Source organism: Amycolatopsis anabasis (genome assembly GCF_009765355.1).
GTDB lineage: Bacteria > Actinomycetota > Actinomycetes > Mycobacteriales > Pseudonocardiaceae > Amycolatopsis > Amycolatopsis anabasis.
Window position 1 is genome coordinate 106,549 of the sequence record NZ_VTHK01000021.1, and the last position, 16,383, is coordinate 122,931.

Sequence of the window (16,383 nt, forward strand, 5' to 3'; positions counted from 1 at the left end):
CGCAGGGTTGCCTGGTGGCCCGCTCGCGCCATCGTGAAGATCCCGTGTCGGCGGTATACCGAGGCGGCCGATCGGCCTAACGTCATGATCCGCGAGGGAAGGGGGCGCTTTCCGGTGTTCAAGATCGGTGACGAAGTGGTCGTGATCGACGGGGTGTATCGGGGCGACCACGGCAGGATCGTCGACGGCCCGGTCGATCTGCGCACCACCGGCTGCGTGTGGGTGTGGCTGGAACACACCAGCGGGCACCGCCGTCCGGTACGCGAACTCAAGCTCGCGCACCGGGCCACGGTCCGTCGCTAGGAATGAGCAGACTCGACCGCTGGGTGCGCGACGACGACCGGGGATTCGGCGTGGTGCAGCACCGTCCGGCTCGTCGAGCCCAGCAATGCCCGGGTGAAGACTCCGCGGCCATGCGAGCCGACCACGATCAGCCGGGCGTTCTTCGCCGCCCGCAGGACGGCGTCGGCGGGCCGGTTTGATCGCACGACCGTCGAGGTCACCGTCACCTCGGGGTATCGCTTCCGCCAGGCATCCAGGATCGCGTTCAGGCCGCGTTCTTCGCCGGCTTCGATTTGCTCGAGGTCGATCGTTGACGGAATCCCCGACCAGGCGTCGTCGGCTGAGGGATCGCGCCAGGACCGGACCGCGATCAGGGGTGCCTTGGTCGCGGCGCACTCTTCGAAGGCGTAAGCCAGCGCGGCCTCGCCGTCAGCCGAGTCGTCCACGCCGACGACCACGGGCCGCGATTCACCGGGGTCCGGTTCGGTGCGGATCACCGCGATCGGGCATCGCCCGTGCGTGGCCACCGCGTCAGCGACCGAACCGGTCAGCAGCCGGTCGAGTCCGACTCGTCCTCGCGAGCCCAGTACGGCCAGTTCGGCGGAGGCGGTTTGCTCGATGAGGGTCTTCGCCGGGGAACCGATCAGCACCTCTTCGCGGACCCGCACCGCGGGTTCCGCGGCCACCGAGGCGGCGGCCGCGGCGCGCAGGAAGTTCCTGCCCTGCCGCACCAGGATGTCCTCGGGCTTGGCCGGTGCGGACCCCGAGGAGACCATCCCCGGGTAGAGCGGGGCGCACACGTGTACCAGCCGTAACGGGATGCTGCGGCGGGCCGCCTCGCGGGCCGCCCACCGCGCTGCTCGTACCGCGAACTCCGAGCCGTCTATCCCGGCCAGGACAACTCGTTCGTCCACAACGGACGGATGTGGCCCGGGTTCGCCGCCGGGGTGGGTTTCGGTGTAGAGCGACGAGGCCAAATAGCCCCGCATGGCCCGTTCGGTGTCCTTCATGTCCGGCACTCCTCTCAATGCTTGAGGTAACGCAGATAGGGATCAGCCACCGGTCGGCGGCGCAACTGGATCCGGCCGTCCAGCACCAGGCAGCCCTCGGGTGTGGTCAGCACGGGATTGAGATCGAGTTCGGCGATCTCCGGGATCAGCTCGGTGAGCCTGCCGACGCGCAGCAGCACCTCGCGCACGGCGTCGGTGTTCAGTGGGGTGTCCGCACCGAACAAAACCGGCGAGCAGCGCAACGCGTGCACGAGCCGGTCCGCCCCGGCGTCGGTCAGCGGGGCGAGGCGGGCGGCGCGGTCGGCGATGAGGTCGGTGTCCGTTCCGCCGAGCCCGAACACGACGAGCGGCCCGAACATCTCGTCCGAGTGGATGCCGACCAGCAGTTCCCGCCCCGCCGCGGCCATCGGTTGCACGACCACCCCGCGCAACTCCGCACCGAACCGCTCCCGGAAGCCGGAAACGGCGGCGCGGACACCGGATGCCTCCCGCACGTCCAGGACGACCCCGCCGCGGTCGGCCTTGTGCAGCACGCCCGCCGCGTCGGCTTTGATCGCGACCGGTCGCCCGAACCGTTCGGACAGCGCGAGCGCGGCATCTTCGTCCGCCGCGAACTCGGTCGCGATCACCGGGATTCCGAAGGCGCGCAACAACCCGGTCACCTCCACCGGCCCGAGCCAGCCACCCGCGGGATGGTCGTCCAGCCATCGGGCGACCTGCTCCCGCGCGCGGGGCAAGTCGATGCCGGAGAGCTCGGGCACCTCTCCTGCCGGTTCGTGCAACCACCGGGAGTATCGGGCAAGGTGCCCCAGCGCCGCGGCGGCCTGTTCGGGGTCGGCGTAGCTGGCGGTCACCGGCCTGCCGCCGAGGCCCTTCAGCGCCCGGACCGGCTCGGGCTGGCCGGGGCGCACCAGGATCACCGGCTTACCGCGCAGGGCGACCCGTTGCGCCAGCGCGGTTCCGGGGTCTCCGAGGGCGGTCGGCAACACGGCCACCAGGACCGCGTCGATCCCGTCTTCGTTGACGAGCACGTCCACGGCGGCGCCGAACGCGGCCGGGTGCACCACGGCGGTGGTGTCCACCGGGTTGCGCACGCTCGCCTGCGCGGGCAGCACGTCGCGCAACCGGTCGGTGGTGATCTCGCTCAGGTCCGGCAGTTCCAGTCCGTGCCGGGCGCACGCGTCGGCGGTGAGCACGCCGGCGCCACCGGCGTTGCTGAGCACCGCCACTCGGTTCCCGGCGGGCAGCGACTGCCACTGCAACGCCGCGAGCACGTCCAGCAGTTCGCTGATCGAGTCGACCGCGATGATCCCGGCCTGTTCGAACAACGCGTCCCGGGTGACCGCGGGGGTGGCGGCGGCCGCGGTGTGGGACGCGGCGGCGCGCTGGGCGGCGGGGGTGCTGCCGCCGCGCACCGCGAGGACCGGCTTCTCGCGGGCGAGCGTTCGCGCGAGGCGTCCGAATTTGCGTGGGTTCCCGAAGGATTCCAGGTACAGCACGGCGATCGAGGTCCGCGGATCCTGCTGCCACCACAGCAGCAGGTCGTTGCCGCTCACGTCGTACTTGTCGCCCGCGGACACCAAACTGGAAATACCCAGCCCGGTGGCGGCGAGCAGTTCGGCCAGCGCGATCGCGATGCCACCGGACTGGGTCATCACCCCGATGTCTCCCGGGCGGACCGCGCCGGGCAGGAAGGTGGCGTTCATCCGGACCGCCGGATCGGTGTTGGCGACGCCGATGCAGTTGGGGCCCACCAACCGCATGCCATGGCGCCGCACCGCGGCGAGGTCGGTTCCGCCCGGTCCGGAGGTGATCACCACGACCGCGGGAACCCCGGCGTGGCCGCATTCCTCCAACACCCCGGGCACCACGGCCGCTGGGACGCAGACGACCGCCAACTCCGGGGGTGTGGGCAGGGCGGCGACGGACGGGAAGCAGCGGACACCGAGCACCGCGTCGGCATGGGGATTGACCGCCATGAGGTCGCCGGTGAAACCGCCGTCGAGCAGGTTGCGCAGCACGGCATGGCCAACGCTCTCCGGGGTCCGCCCCGCACCGATGACGGCGATCGATCGGGGTTCGAGGACGTGGCGTAGGCTAGCCACATCGGCCACCCGCTCCCGGGCCGCGACCGCGTCGAGATAGGTCTCCCCCGCATCGAGGCGCAGTTCGACGCCGCGCTCCGGACCGCAGCCGGTGATCGTGAACGGCAGGCCCAGGTCCCGGAACACCCGCGTCATACGGACGTTCTCCGCGAGCACAACCGCCACGAAGCACCGGATCCCCTGCTGCCTCGCGACCGAGACCAGGTGTTCGAGCAGCAGTGTGCCCACGCCACCGGCCTGAACTTCCCCGTCGACTACCAGGGCCAGTTCCGCCTCGCGGGTACCACCCATGACTTCGTAGTTGCCGACACCGATGAGCCGGTCGGCAAGGAACGCTCCGACCCCAGCGTGCCTGTCCGAAGTCTCGGCGGCGAACCGCTCCGCGAGTTCGTCCAAACGCGACGGTACCGGGCCGAAGAACCGGAGGTAGCCGTCTCGTTCGCTGAGTCTCCGGTGCAGCGCCAGCACCTCGGGCGCGTCGGCGGGCGTCAGCGGGCGCACCAGCACGACCCGCCCGTCGGTCAGCACCGAGCGGTTTCCCGGCAGGTCGATCGTGGAACTCATGGCGTCCTCTCTTTCGCCGCGAGGATCCTGGTTCCGGCGCGGCCGGTGAGCACTGCGGCCGCTTCGTCCAGCGCGCCGATCGCGGCGAGCCTGCCGCCGTGGGCGAGGAACCGGCGGCACGCTTCGACTTTCGGTCCCATCGAACCGTCCGGAAGTCCGAGGGCGGCCAGTTCCTGGGCGGTGGCTTCGGTGATCGGGGTCGCCCGTGGGGTGCCGAAGTCGCGCTGCACCGCCGGGACATCGGTGAGCAGGAGCAGGGTGTCCGCGCCGAGTTCGGTGGCCAGCAACGCGGCCACCAGGTCCTTGTCCACGACCGCTTCAACGCCGTGCGGATGGCCGTTCGCGGTGACCGGGATTCCGCCCCCGCCGGCGGCGATCACGATCGCGCCGCTGTCCAGCAGCAGGCGCACGCTCGCGAGTTCCAGGACTTCGCGGGGTTCGGGCGACGGCACGACCCGGCGCCAGCGGTGGCCGTCCTGGTGCAGGGCCCAGCCTCGGTCGGCGGCCAGCCGATCGGCCCGGGTCCGGTCGTAGCCGGAACCGATGAACTTGGCGGGCCGCGCGAAGGCGGGATCGTCGGCATCCACGCGGGTCCGGGTGAGCACTGCGACGACTTCGCGGCCCGGCAACGCGGTGCCGAGCGCCCCGGCGAGCCAGTAGCCGATCATGCCCTGGGTCTCGGCCACCAGCGCGTCCAGCGGGTACGGCCGCTCCAGCCGCCGATCGGCCGCGCTTTCCAGGGCCAGCAGGCCGACCTGTGGACCGTTGCCGTGCACGATCACGGCCTCGTGCTCCCGCGCCACCGCCGCCAGCGTGTCGGTCGCGGTGGCGAGGTTTCGTTGCTGGACGGCGAAGTCCGCGCGTTCGCCACGGCGCAGCAGCGCGTTCCCGCCCAGCCCGATCACCAACCTCACCGGCCTCACCCCCGGCCCTGGAGCTTGCGGCGCAACAGCGCGTAGAGCACGGCCTGCGCGGCCGGTTCCCGGTTGGCGGCCTGCCGGAACACCACCGAGCGCGGGCCGTCGATCACGTCCGCGGTCACTTCTTCACCGCGATGTGCCGGGAGGCAGTGCAGGAACACCGCTTCCGGCAGCGCCCGGTCCATCAGCGCGGAGTCGACCCGGTACGGCGCCAGCGCGGCGCGCCGGTCCGCGGCCTCGTGCGGTGGGTCGCCCATGGACAACCACACGTCGGTGTACACCGCGCTCGCCCCGCGGACCGCCTCCGCAGGGTCTCTGGTGCACGTCACGGTGGAACCCGTGGCGGCCGCGATCTGCTCGGCCGCCCGGATGCCCCCGGCGTCCGGCGGGTAGGCGTCCGGGGTGGCGAGGGCGATGTCCACTCCGGACAGTGCGGCGGCCTGGGCCAGGCTCACCGCCACGTTGTTGCCCGCGCCGACGTAGGCGATCCGGCGGCCGGGCAGATCCGCGAACAGCTGCCCCAGCGTGAACAGATCGGTCAGGCTCTGCAGCGGGTGGTGGCCGTCGGTCAGCGCGTTGATCACCGGAACGGTCGCCGCCCCGGCGAACCGCGCGAGTTCCGCGTCCGACGAACTGCGGATGACCAGGGCCGAAACATAGCTGGAGAGCACGCGCGCGGTGTCTTCGATGGTCTCTCCGCGGCCGAGCTGCAGCTCGGCCGCGGAGAGCGTGATGGGGGTGCCACCGAGGCGCACCACGGCGGCTTCGGTGGACACCCGGGTCCGGGTCGAGGGCTTGGTGAAGTGCAGCGCCACCAGGCCGTGGTGCAGGAAGATCGGATCGTGGTCGGGATCCTGCGCGTAGCACGCGGTCAGGCGCATCAGCTCGGCGAAATCGGCGGGAGTCAAATCCGCCGTGGTCAGCAGGTCTTTCACGGATACCTCCGGATCAGCTCGGGTCGCGTTCGATCGGGCAGCTCATGCAGCGCGGACCGCCGCGGCCCCGGCCCAGCTCGCCACCGGGAATGGTGATCACCTCGATGCCGTGCTTGCGCAACATCGTGTTCGTGGTGACGTTGCGCTCGTAGGCGACGACGACGCCGGGGCGGATCGCGAGCACGTTGCTCCCGTCGTCCCACTGCTCGCGCTCGGCCGCCCGGACGTCCTGTTCCGCCCGCAGGACCCGGACCTTGTCCAAGCCGAGTTCGGTTCCGATCGTGGCGAACAGTTCGCCGTTCTCCCGGACCCGCGGGGTCGCCCGGCCACCGGTGTCGCCGGGCCGGAGGGTGAACGACCGCAGGTCGCCCAGTCCGGGGTAGGCGGTGAACGCGTCGACGTCGACCATGGTCAGCACCGTGTCCAGGTGCATGAAGGCGCGTGCCCGGGGCAGCAGGACCGCGATCACCGCGTGCGCCGTGCCCGCGGTGAACAGCCGGTGCGCCAGCAGCTCGATGGCCTCCGGGGTGGTCCGCTCGCTCATCCCGACCATCAGCACCCCGGGGGCGAGCACGTGCACATCGCCGCCTTCCAGGCTGACCGGGGTATCGTCCGGGGTGATCCAGCGGGGTATCTCGGCTCCGGCGAACAGTGGGTGGAACCGGTACACCGCCTTGACGTGCGCGCTCTCCCGGCGCCGGGCGGGCTTGGCCATCGGGTTGATCGTGACGCCATCGAAGACCCAGCACGACGAGTCCCGGGCGAACAGGTGGTTCGGCAGCGGCGGCAGCAGGAAGTCGTCCGGCGCCGCGCTCAGCAACCGCAAACTGTCCACCGTGGACGTCTCCAGCTCGCGTCGGGTGATCCCGCCGACCAGCGTCCGGGCCAGCGTCGCCGAGTCCATCGCCGCGCATGCCTCGTGCAGCAGGGGACCGGCGCCCGCCCGGTCGAGCACCCGGCCCAGCACCCATTTCCGCGCCTGCTCATCGGTGAGGACCTCGGTGAGCAGATCTCCGAACAGGTGCACCACCACGCCCCGCTCCCGCAGGGTGTCGGCGAAGACGTCGTGTTCCTGCCGGGCCCGGCGGACCCACAGCACGTCGTCGAAGAGCAGTTCGTCCTTGTTGGACGGGGTGAGCCGCAGCAGTTCCAGATCCGGCCGATGCAGAATCACCTGCCGGAGCCCGCCCACCTCGCTGTGCACACCGAACGCGTTCACGCCGCCTCCCGGCCTTCGTCGGATTTCTTCGGGAAAGCGGCGGTCGTGCCACGTTTCCGGCGGTAGGCGATCCACACGTAGACAGGCATCCCGGCCAGCAGGAGCAGCAGCCCCTTGGCCATCACCTCGTACCCGGCCCCGGCAATCGCCCACAGCGAATAGGCGAAGGCGAGCAGCGCGACCACGCCATCGGTCAGCAACCGGCGCCGGGAGAACCGGCCCCGATCGGTGGCCAGCAGCATCAGCTGCGCCATCGCCGAATACGCGTACGGCACGAGCGTGGTCAGCGTGGCGAGCAGGATGACGAAGGTGAACTGGCTGACCAGGCTCGCGGTGTAGTTCATCGCCATCAGCACGGTCACCAGGACGCTGGAGGCGACCAGCCCGAACACCGGGGCACCGCCGCGGCTGGTGCGCGCGAACGCCTTCGGGAACAGCCCGTCGCGCGCCGCGGCAAGCGGGATCTGCCCCTGCAGCAACACCCAGCCGTTCAACGCGCCGAACGCGGCGATCGCCGCCCCCGCGGCCACCGCGTTCCCGGCCCAGCCACCGAACACCGCGCTCGCCGCGTCCGCGAACGGGGCCGTGGACTCGGTGAGCCGGTCCCGCGGCACCACTCCGAGCACGGCCACCGTGCCCAGGACGTACACGACGGCGGTGACGATCGTGCCGATCAGCGTGGCCCGCGGAATCGTCCTGCGCGGCTCGCGCACGTCCCCGGCGGGGACGGTGGCCGATTCGATCCCGATGAACGCCCACAGGGTGAGCGCCGCCGTGGCGGTCACCGCGCTGAAGCTCCCCTGCTCGCTCGCGTTGAACGGCGTGAAGTTCGCCGGATCGGCGAAGAACGGCACGATCAACGCCACCGCGAGCAACGGCACGAGCTTGAGCACCGTGGTGACGACCTGCACGATCCCGCCCTGCCGTACCCCGAACGCGTTGACCCCGGTAACCACCCAGATCGCCACCAGGGCCACCGCCATCGCCAGCAGCCGGTTGCTCGCCAGCACCGGGAAGAAATGCGCGAGATAACCGACGAACGCCACCGCGATCGCGGCGTTCCCCGCCCAGATCGCGATCCAGTACCCCCAGGCGGTCTGGAAACCGAGGAAATCCCCGAAAGCGCGCCGAGTGTAGGCATACGGCCCGCCCACGAGCGGATCACAGCGGCCGAGCCGGGCGAACACCAGCGCGAGCAGCACCGCACCAAGCGAGGTGAACAGCCAGCCCAGCACGCTGATGGCGCCGAAGGAAGCCAGCGAACTCGGCAGCAGGAACACCCCGGAGCCGATCATGTTCCCGACCACCAGCGCGGTCGCCGCCCACAACCCCAGACCACGCCTGCGCGGTCTTCCCGCGACGTCGGTCATCTGCCCTCCCAGGAAATCCGGATCCGGCCTCCAGCACACCCCAACCAAGCCCCCCACCACCGGAGGCCGGAGAACCGGATTCGAAGGACCAAGGTCACCGGTTCCGGTGGCGACCTTCCCTGCCACCGGGCAACCCGCGGGGCCACCGTGAAAGGCGGAATTTCGGGCGGCCGAAAGGAAGCAAGGACATGTCCCCGTCACGCGTGGTGGTGCTCGGCAGCGGTTTCGCCGGTCTGGAGACCGCCTTCCTGCTGCGTACCCGGCTGAACGAACGGGAGGTCGATCTCACGGTCGTGTCCGACCGGGACGATTTCCTGTTCAAACCGAACACCATCTACCTGCCGTTCGGCTCCGGCGAAGCCCGGCTGCACATCCCCCTGGCCAAACCGTTCCGGCGACGCGCGATCGGGCACCGCGTCGCCTCCGTCACCGGAATCGACACCGGCCGGGGCACCGTGCACACGAGGAGGGGAAACCCGGTTCCCTACGACCACCTGGTGATCGCCACCGGCGCGGGCATGCGCCCCGCCGAGATCCCCGGCCTCGCCGAGTACGGGCGCCAGATCTGGACCCCGGGCCAGATGCACCGCCTCGGCGAAGACCTGCAATGGGTGGCGCAGAACGCGCGCCACGGTCACGAGCAGCGCGTCCTGTTCCTGGTGCCACCGGGGAACAAGTGCGCGGGCCCGCTCTACGAACTGGCGTTCATGCTGGACACCTGGCTACGCCGCCGCGAGGTGCGGCACCAGGTGACTCTCGAATTCGCCACCTGCGAGGGCTCGTTCATCCAGGCCTTCGGCCCCCGATTGCACGACGTGGTCGTCGGGGAATTCGCCGAGCGCGACATCACCGGGCACACCGGCCTGGTCGTGGACAAGATCAGCGAGCAGGAGGTCGTGTTCACCGACGGCAGCTCCCGGAAGTACGACGTCCTGATCACGTTCCCGCCCTATGTCGCGGCCACCGAATACGAGGGCCTGCCCACCGACGACCGCGGATTCCTCACCTGCGAGCCCGGCACGCGAGCAGTGTCCGGGCATCCGGAGATCTTCGCTCCTGGTGACGCCGGTGATTTCCCGGTCAAACAGGCGTTCCTGGCGCTCCTGCAAGCCGACGCGGTGGCCGAAACTATCGCCGGAGAAATCCAGCACACGACCCCGGCCGCGGGATTCGAACCGACCAGCATGTGCGTGATGGAGATGTTCGACAAGGCCACCTTCGCCCAGGTGCCGCTCACCCTGACCGGCAACCCGGCGAGGCCGGTCGCCGTCGACGCGGTGGCCGGACACGACTACCGGGTCGGCACCAGCCCGATCTGGCGGCTGGGCAAGAAGGCCCTCGGCGTGTACCTCCCCGCCCGGTTCCGCGCCGGACTCCCCTTCCACGCCGGAACCGGCTGGCGAATCATGGAAACCGGACTCCGCGCCGGCGCCCGCTTCCTGGCCTGCTGACCGATCGCCACCCGCCTGCTGGGTGCTGGAACGCGGAACTCGCGTGCCGGTCGGGTCAGCGGGCGGGTTCGGGCCGGATCACGGCGACCGGGCAGGTGCTGTGGTGCAGCAGCGCCTGGCTGGTGGAGCCGAGGCCCATGCCGGTGAAGCCGCCGCGGCCGCGCGAGCCGACCACGATCAGCTGCGCGCCTTCGGCTTCTTTGAGCAGTCCGCGGACCGGCCGGTCCTGAATCACCCGCTCGATCACCTCGACCTCGGGATGCTTGTCCCGCCAGGTGGCCAGCCGTTCGCTGAGCAGGCTCGCTTCGGCCTCGGCTGTGTCCTGGGAGTCCCGCCGCACCCACGCCTCTCCCAGAATCACGTCGCTCCAGGTGTGCACGGCGACCAGCGGGACGGCGCGGGCCGCGGCGGCGTCGAAGGCGAACTCGACCGCGGCGTCGCTGATCGGCGAGCCGTCCACGCCAACCACGACCGGCCCGGTGTCCGGCGGCGCCGATCCCACCGCGCGGCCCCGGACGACCACGACCGGGCAGTGTCCGTGCTGGGCCAGGGCGTCCGCGACCGAACCGAGCGCCAGACCGCCGAACCCGCCCAGCCCCCGCGAACCGACCACGACCAGCCCGGCCGAGGCGGATTCGCGGACGAGTTGCCCGGCCGCGGCACCGACCCGCAGGTCCCGGCGGACGGTGATGCCCGGCGCCACCTGGGTCGCGGCGAATTCCGCTTCCGCCAACCATTCGTGCCCCCGCACGAGCAGGGTGTCGCGGTAGTCGTGCCGCAACGCGACCGGAACGTGCGCGGTGGCGGGCGGCAGCGGGCATGCGTGGAACAGCCGGAGGGGCGCCTGCCGCCGTGCGGCTTCGCGGGCCGCCCAGCGCACGGCGTGGATGGCCGAGGGCGAACCGTCCACTCCGGCCAGAACCACCCGGCGCGTCGCAAGGTCGCTCATCCCGGTTCCTCCTCATGTGCGGGGAGCGCGGCGGCCGGGATGCGCGGCGCGGTTGTCGGGGAGTCGACGGGGTAGCCGACGCGCAGGATGGTCTGGGGGAATCCGGCGAGCCCGAGGTGTTCGATGAGCCCGGCACGCACTTCGGGCACGTGCAGGGGCTGGGTCAGCACCGAGGCGACCAGGCCTTCGGTGAGGGCGGCGAGCCAGATCTGCTCCATGGCCGCGCCCGCGAGCAGGTGATCGCGGCGGCCGTCATCCGGGGTGAGCAGGATCAGCAGTCCCTCGCGGGCGAGCCGTTCGGTGAGCGTGATGCGGTCCGGCAGGTGCGTGTTCGCCCGCACCAGGCCCGCCCACGGCAGCGTGGACCCGTCGTCGTGCGGATCCTGGAAGTGCGGGAGCCAGGCGGCCAGTTCGCGCTGGTACGCGCGATCGCCGCGCAGGGCGGTGGCGGCGTGGCAGAGCAGGTCGGCCAGCGGCTCGGATTCCCGGCGGGGTTCGATCACGCGTGCTTGAGTGCCGGGTTCGGTCACCGCTCGGGCCAGCCGCCGCAGGTGGCGCCGGGAGATCCGGGCCGGGCTGAACGGCTGGCGGTAGCTGCGGCGCTGGAAGATCGCCGAGTACCGGTCGACCTCGGCGAGGGTGGCCTCCTTACGCGTGGTTCCGCGCACCCGGGCGACGAGATCCGGGTGGCCGGGTTCGGGGAACAGCGACACCACCGCGTCCCAGCCGAGGGCGCGCACCGCGAGTTCGAGATTCGTGAGCGCGGCGCCACAGGAGACCAGCCGGTCCCGCCCGGTCGGGTCGTGCCGGGGCAGCGACGACTCGAACCGCTCGTACAGGTCGGCCGAGTTCGCGTGCGCTTCCAGGGTCCAGGGCTGGGAGTTGTGCACCGAAGGCGCCCGGTTGACCGCGCGCACCAGCACCCCGACCTCCGCGCTCGACCAGGTCATGACCGGGCCTCCCCCGGATCGTGGTGGTAGGTGACGGTGTCGGCGGCCCGGCGCCGGGTGGCCGGGGCGGCGAAGCCGTATCCCAGGCGGAGCACGGTCTGCGGATACCCGCGGCCGCCGAGCAAGCGGCGCAGTGCCGTACGGCTGGATTCCAGCTCCACCGGCTGGGAGAGGAACGAGGCGCTCAATCCGGCGGTGGTGGCGGTGAGCAGCACCCGCTGCATCGCCTGCCCGGCTCGCACCTGGCCGAGCGACGTGTCGGTGTGGGAGCTGAGCACCGCCACCAGCGGGGTGCGCTCAAAGGGGCGCGCCGGTCCCGATTCCCGAACGCCGTAGTGGCGCAGGGTCAGCAGGCTGTCCGGCTCCGGGCGAGGCCCACCAGCGGACAGCGGAACTCCGTCGTCACGCACCCCATCCTCAACGGTCCACCGCCGAACCTCGGCCTGGAAAGCCGGATCTTCGCTCTGCAGATGCTCGGCGTGCCGCAACAACGCGGCCAGCGCGTCCAGATCACCCGGCCGCTCGAGCAACACCAGCTCGGCACCCTCCGCGGCGGCGGCCCGCACGAGCGCCTGCCGGGTCCCGACCGGCACCGGGCGGTCGGTGAACGGCCGCCGATTGCTCCGCCGAAACCCGATGGCCCGCGCCAGTGCCTGGTCCTCGGGCGTCGTCCGGTGCGTCCCGCTGATCGAGAGGGTGGCCAGCAGGTCGGCGCGTCGGCGGTCCGGCAACAGGGTGACGGCCGCGGCATGGCCGTTGCCGGACAAGGCCGCGCGCATGTTGAAGATCGCCGCCCCGCAGGAGAGCCGCGCCTCGCGGCCGTCCCGGTCGGCCACCGCCAGCACCCGCTCACGGTCGAGCAGCACGTCGATCCGATCCCCGGTCACCTCGAAACGCCACGGCTGGGTGTTGTGCGGCGACGGCGCGCGGATAGCGGCGTCCAGTGCGACGCGAATCAGGTCATTCGTCGCCGGCAGCGGAATGGTGGTCATCTCTGGGCTCCAGGTGTGAGTTGCTCTGCCTCCACTGTCGCTCCGGGCCGCCACGCTCGGTCAGGGGCACGCGTCACCGCCTGCGGGGTCTTTGGGCCCGCTCGCCTGTGGCGAATCTGGTGTTTCCCTCCGGCTGATGTCACGCTGTGCGCATGGCCGAGGACCCACCTCCGTTGCGGGAGACCCTGTCGCAGTTGCGCCTGCGCGAGTTGTTGCGCGAGGTGCAAGATCGCATCGAGCAACTGGTCGATTCGCGGGACCAGATGGACGGGCTGCTGGAGGCGATGCTCGCCGTTTCGTCCGGACTGGAGCTGGACGCGACGCTGCGGCGGATCGTGCATGCCGCGATCGACCTGGTCGACTGCCGCTACGGCGCCCTCGGCGTACTCAACCCGAACGACGAAGGCGACCGGCTGTCCGAATTCGTCTACGAAGGCATCGACGAGGAAACCCGGCAACGGATCGGGGACCTGCCCGAAGGACATGGCCTGCTCGGCCTGCTCATCGATCAACCCAAGCCCGTCCGGCTCATCGACCTGTCGCAGCATCCGGCGTCGGTGGGCTTTCCCGAGCACCACCCACCGATGCGGACCTTCCTCGGCGTGCCGGTCCGGGTCCGCGACGTAGTGTTCGGCAACCTCTACCTCGCGGAGAAGAAGAACGGCCAGGCCTTCACCGAGGACGACGAGGTCGTAGTCCTCGCGCTCGCGGCGGCGGCGGGGATCGCGGTGGAAAACGCCCGCCTGTACGAGGAAACCCGGCTGCGGCAGCGCTGGCAGGAGGCCACCAGCGAGATCCGGGCCGAACTCCTCGCCGCTACCGACCCCGCCGATGTGCTGCACCTGATCGCCAACCGGGCACTCGGACTCACCGGCGCCGACTACACGTTCCTCGCCCTCTCCGACAATCCCGAACTGACAGCGCCCGAGGTCACCGAACTCGTCATCACCGTCTGCGCCGGACTCGACGCCGACAGCCTCACCGGACAGCACATCCCCGTCGACGATTCCGTCTCCGGGGCGTCGTTCCGGGCGGCCAGTCCCCGCCGGGTTCCCACCCTCGGCCGTGACCTGGCCGACGAGAGCGGACCCGCGCTCGTACTGCCGCTGCGGGCCTCGGCGGAGTCGGTCTCCGGGGTGCTGGTCGTGGTCCGCAAAGCCGGTGAGGCACCGTTCGACGCCGAGCAGCTTCCCTTGGCGGCGTCCTTCGCCGATCAGGCCGCGCTCGCCCTCCAACTCGCCGACGACCAGCGCCGTCTGCGCGAATTCGAGGTCCTCGCCGACCGCGACCGCATCGCCCGGGACCTGCACGACCACGTCATCCAGCGCCTGTTCGCCCTCGGCCTGTCCATGCAGTCCACCCAACTGCGAGCCCGCTCCCCCGAGATCCAGCAACGGCTGGGCGACATGGTCGTGGAAGCGCAAAGCATCATCGGGGAGATCCGCACCGCCATCTTCGACCTGCACAGCAGGGACGAAGGGACCACCCAGCTGCGCAAGCGGCTGCACGAGATCGTCGCCGAGCTGACCGGCGACACCGCCCTGCGGTCCACGGTGCGCATGTCCGGCCCCCTCGGCGTCGTCTCGGCCGAACTCGCCGACCACGCCGAAGCCGTGCTGCGGGAAGCGCTGTCCAACGCCGTCCGGCACGCCCAGGCCAGCACGGTCACCATCACCGTTTCCGTCGCCGACGACCTGGTCATCGATGTCACCGATGACGGAATCGGCATCCCGGCCACGGTCGCGCGCAGCGGACTGCACAATCTCACCACGCGCGCCGAAGAGGCCGGGGGCACGCTGACCGTGCACGCCACGCCCGAGGGCGGCACCCGGCTGGTCTGGTCCGCTCCCGTGTCCTGAGCGAGTCACTGTCCGTTCGACAGCGCGAAGCCGGTCACCAGCTCGGGCTCGATCCGGATCACATACTCCATGTCCCGGTCCACCCAGGGATGCAGAATCCGGTGGTAGCGGGCGAGCGCCTCGGCGCCTCTCACCTGGCGGGCCACTCCGGTGACGATCACACTCCAGCCGATGCGATCGTCCTCCTCGATCACATCGGCCTCGTAAGCGACCACCGTGCCGACGGCCGACAGCAACGCCGCCCCGGCGTGGCTGCGGATGATCACCGCACCGCCGTCCACCACGTGGTTGACCGGGCGAATCGCGGGCAACGCGTCCTCGGTGAACACGATCCGCCCCACCCCGACGCTGCCCAGCCGCCGCAGCGCCTCCGCACGCGACAGCTCGCTGAACCGCCGAACCTCCATCACCGGACCCGCAAGCCCACCGCGGAGACCAGCCCGTAGTGCCCGTCGTAGCGCAGACACACCACACTCCCCCGACCCAGCCGACCGGGCAACTGCCCAGCAAACGCCTCGATCTGCCGCCGGACGTCGCCACGCCCCCCGTCCGGCACCTCACCCGAGCTCTCCACCACGAACTCGGTACTCGCCGCGCTACGCCTACCCACCCGGACCCTCCTCACCCGCGCCCGCATCAGCCACGCCCTACCGCGCGACATGCTCGTCCGGTGTGGGAAGGGCAGGGAAGGGAACAAAGTCCCCAACGATCATGACCATCGTCACCGGCAACTCGGGACACCCGAACCACTGCCCGGGTAGAGCACTCTTCCCCGGTCCCCTACCGCGTCGACGAAGAAAACGAACGGCTGCACGACATCCCGTCCGGTGCCCTTCGGGCCAGCGGTCACCGACCCGACCCTTCGCGTCCACCCCATCAATCGTTTGGTGTCCGATGTAGACACTGGCCGGGTAGGCTGGTGCACAGACTTGTGCCCGGTCGCGGCCGGAGTCTCCGCACTCGACACCACTCTGGGTGACAGCGTTCGAAGTGGCATAACTGTCCTCTTCGGCGGATCACCGTCCGCCGGATACCCGCCCACGACGGCACACCCGCCGGAGCGGTGTCCAACCACCTGGCCGAGGACGACACCCTGCTGCTCGGCCCGCCCGCGGGCGGCACCGTCCTCGATCCCGGCGACCACGCAGTGCCCGCGGACGCGACCGCCTACGTGTGCGGTCCGCTGCCGTTCATGCGCGAAGTCCGGGCGGGGTTGCTGCGCCGCGGTATGCCCACCGAACGCATCCGATACGAGATGTTCGGCCCCGGCATGCTCGACAACCGGGACTTCGTCACCGCAACAGGATGACCCCGAGTGCGATCAGCACGCCCACCTTGACCACTTCGAGCACCACGTACGCGTAGTGCGCGCGGGAGCGGGGCGCGTCCTCTCCGGCGAGCACCCGATCGGACCTGCGGGTCAGCAGCGGCCGGACGGCCACGAACTGCACGATCAGGACCGCGACCACCACGCCGGTGAGGACCGAACCCGCCATGGGGAGCGCGCCGAGGGCCGCCGCGAGCACGACGACGAGAGCCCACACCAGTTCCACGGCGTTCAACGCCCGGAACACCAACCGCCCGACCCCCAGCCCCAGCGGGATCGTCACGCCCGGCGCGCGGAACTTCAGCGGCGCCTCCAGGAACGAGATCGCCAGCACCATGCCCAGCCACACGAACGTGACCGCGGTCGCCACCTGGCCCACGACTGCTCCTCCTTCCACCGGTCATTCAACGACCAGTCTCACCACCCCCCTTGGGCCACCGGAGGGGCCGG

Annotated in this window: 16 protein-coding genes; 4 read left to right on the forward strand and 12 right to left on the reverse strand. The window is 70.9% G+C overall.

What is annotated here, in order from left to right:
- Nucleotides 1-114 precede the first annotated feature (114 nt).
- The gene (locus tag FXO23_RS26330) at nt 115-303 is read left to right on the forward strand and encodes a KOW motif-containing protein (RefSeq protein ID WP_158888116.1); all 189 of its coding nucleotides are present in this window, start codon (nt 115-117) and stop codon (nt 301-303) included.
- Here FXO23_RS26330 and FXO23_RS26335 read toward each other — a convergent pair.
- Genes FXO23_RS26335 through FXO23_RS26360 form a run of 6 tightly spaced genes read right to left on the reverse strand, consistent with a single transcriptional unit; the run spans nt 300 to nt 8,405 of the window.
- A complete protein-coding gene (locus FXO23_RS26335; RefSeq protein ID WP_246257829.1) occupies nt 300-1,292 on the reverse strand; it encodes a universal stress protein in 993 nt (330 codons plus the stop codon). The two genes, FXO23_RS26330 and FXO23_RS26335, sit on opposite strands and share 4 nt — an antisense overlap.
- A gap of 14 nt (nt 1,293-1,306) precedes the next feature.
- Entirely contained in the window at nt 1,307-3,961 is a 2,655-nt protein-coding gene (locus tag FXO23_RS26340) for a bifunctional acetate--CoA ligase family protein/GNAT family N-acetyltransferase (RefSeq protein WP_158888117.1), read from the reverse strand.
- A complete protein-coding gene (locus FXO23_RS26345; RefSeq protein ID WP_158888118.1) occupies nt 3,958-4,875 on the reverse strand; it encodes a carbamate kinase in 918 nt (305 codons plus the stop codon). Before FXO23_RS26345 ends, FXO23_RS26340 begins: the two co-directional genes overlap by 4 nt.
- A 5-nt stretch (nt 4,876-4,880) precedes the next feature.
- Complete coding sequence (argF, locus tag FXO23_RS26350) at nt 4,881-5,816, reverse strand: ornithine carbamoyltransferase (protein ID WP_158888119.1); 936 nt, start codon at nt 5,814-5,816, stop codon at nt 4,881-4,883.
- Nucleotides 5,817-5,829: 13 nt separating this feature from the next.
- Nucleotides 5,830-7,035 (reverse strand): arginine deiminase, encoded by a 1,206-nt coding sequence (locus FXO23_RS26355; RefSeq protein ID WP_158888120.1) that lies wholly within the window; start codon nt 7,033-7,035, stop codon nt 5,830-5,832.
- Entirely contained in the window at nt 7,032-8,405 is a 1,374-nt protein-coding gene (locus FXO23_RS26360; RefSeq protein WP_158888121.1) for an amino acid permease, read from the reverse strand. The genes FXO23_RS26355 and FXO23_RS26360 overlap by 4 nt, the downstream gene beginning before the upstream one ends.
- A 188-nt stretch (nt 8,406-8,593) precedes the next feature.
- Here FXO23_RS26360 and FXO23_RS26365 point away from each other — a divergent pair, with 188 nt between their 5' ends.
- Nucleotides 8,594-9,856 (forward strand): NAD(P)/FAD-dependent oxidoreductase, encoded by a 1,263-nt coding sequence (locus tag FXO23_RS26365; protein ID WP_158888122.1) that lies wholly within the window; start codon nt 8,594-8,596, stop codon nt 9,854-9,856.
- Nucleotides 9,857-9,911: 55 nt separating this feature from the next.
- Here FXO23_RS26365 and FXO23_RS26370 read toward each other — a convergent pair whose 3' ends face one another.
- Genes FXO23_RS26370 through FXO23_RS26380 form a run of 3 tightly spaced genes read right to left on the reverse strand, consistent with a single transcriptional unit; the run spans nt 9,912 to nt 12,747 of the window.
- Entirely contained in the window at nt 9,912-10,805 is an 894-nt protein-coding gene (locus FXO23_RS26370; protein ID WP_158888123.1) for a universal stress protein, read from the reverse strand.
- Nucleotides 10,802-11,755 (reverse strand): Acg family FMN-binding oxidoreductase, encoded by a 954-nt coding sequence (locus FXO23_RS26375; RefSeq protein WP_158888124.1) that lies wholly within the window; start codon nt 11,753-11,755, stop codon nt 10,802-10,804. Before FXO23_RS26375 ends, FXO23_RS26370 begins: the two co-directional genes overlap by 4 nt.
- Entirely contained in the window at nt 11,752-12,747 is a 996-nt protein-coding gene (locus FXO23_RS26380; RefSeq protein WP_158888125.1) for an Acg family FMN-binding oxidoreductase, read from the reverse strand. Before FXO23_RS26380 ends, FXO23_RS26375 begins: the two co-directional genes overlap by 4 nt.
- Nucleotides 12,748-12,899: 152 nt before the next feature.
- Here FXO23_RS26380 and FXO23_RS26385 point away from each other — a divergent pair, with 152 nt between their 5' ends.
- Nucleotides 12,900-14,606, forward strand: a complete 1,707-nt coding sequence (locus FXO23_RS26385; protein WP_179956877.1) for a sensor histidine kinase — start codon at nt 12,900-12,902, stop codon at nt 14,604-14,606.
- A 5-nt stretch (nt 14,607-14,611) separates the two neighbouring features.
- Here FXO23_RS26385 and FXO23_RS26390 read toward each other — a convergent pair whose 3' ends face one another.
- Both FXO23_RS26390 and FXO23_RS26395 read right to left on the reverse strand, forming a co-directional pair.
- Entirely contained in the window at nt 14,612-15,013 is a 402-nt protein-coding gene (locus tag FXO23_RS26390; RefSeq protein ID WP_158888126.1) for a pyridoxamine 5'-phosphate oxidase family protein, read from the reverse strand.
- Nucleotides 15,013-15,216, reverse strand: coding sequence for a hypothetical protein (locus FXO23_RS26395; RefSeq protein WP_158888127.1), 204 nt, complete (start codon nt 15,214-15,216; stop codon nt 15,013-15,015). Before FXO23_RS26395 ends, FXO23_RS26390 begins: the two co-directional genes overlap by 1 nt.
- A gap of 453 nt (nt 15,217-15,669) precedes the next feature.
- Here FXO23_RS26395 and FXO23_RS26400 point away from each other — a divergent pair, with 453 nt between their 5' ends.
- Nucleotides 15,670-15,915, forward strand: a complete 246-nt coding sequence (locus FXO23_RS26400) for a hypothetical protein (protein WP_425484908.1) — start codon at nt 15,670-15,672, stop codon at nt 15,913-15,915.
- On the opposite strand, the gene FXO23_RS26405 is transcribed toward FXO23_RS26400, so the two are convergent.
- Entirely contained in the window at nt 15,899-16,270 is a 372-nt protein-coding gene (locus FXO23_RS26405; protein WP_158888169.1) for a hypothetical protein, read from the reverse strand. The two genes, FXO23_RS26400 and FXO23_RS26405, sit on opposite strands and share 17 nt — an antisense overlap.
- Nucleotides 16,271-16,383 lie beyond the last annotated feature (113 nt).

What these genes read in the sequence shown, in the direction of transcription:
- FXO23_RS26390 (WP_158888126.1), bottom strand. Translation starts at nt 15,013, where the DNA reads ATGGAGGTTCGGCGGTTCAGCGAGCTGTCGCGTGCGGAGGCGCTGCGG.
- FXO23_RS26385 (WP_179956877.1), top strand. Translation starts at nt 12,900, where the DNA reads ATGGCCGAGGACCCACCTCCGTTGCGGGAGACCCTGTCGCAGTTGCGC.
- FXO23_RS26380 (WP_158888125.1), bottom strand. Translation starts at nt 12,747, where the DNA reads ATGACCACCATTCCGCTGCCGGCGACGAATGACCTGATTCGCGTCGCA.
- FXO23_RS26375 (WP_158888124.1), bottom strand. Translation starts at nt 11,755, where the DNA reads ATGACCTGGTCGAGCGCGGAGGTCGGGGTGCTGGTGCGCGCGGTCAAC.
- FXO23_RS26340 (WP_158888117.1), bottom strand. Translation starts at nt 3,961, where the DNA reads ATGAGTTCCACGATCGACCTGCCGGGAAACCGCTCGGTGCTGACCGAC.
- FXO23_RS26405 (WP_158888169.1), bottom strand. Translation starts at nt 16,270, where the DNA reads ATGGTGCTGGCGATCTCGTTCCTGGAGGCGCCGCTGAAGTTCCGCGCG.
- FXO23_RS26365 (WP_158888122.1), top strand. Translation starts at nt 8,594, where the DNA reads ATGTCCCCGTCACGCGTGGTGGTGCTCGGCAGCGGTTTCGCCGGTCTG.
- FXO23_RS26370 (WP_158888123.1), bottom strand. Translation starts at nt 10,805, where the DNA reads ATGAGCGACCTTGCGACGCGCCGGGTGGTTCTGGCCGGAGTGGACGGT.
- FXO23_RS26335 (WP_246257829.1), bottom strand. Translation starts at nt 1,292, where the DNA reads ATGAAGGACACCGAACGGGCCATGCGGGGCTATTTGGCCTCGTCGCTC.
- FXO23_RS26360 (WP_158888121.1), bottom strand. Translation starts at nt 8,405, where the DNA reads ATGACCGACGTCGCGGGAAGACCGCGCAGGCGTGGTCTGGGGTTGTGG.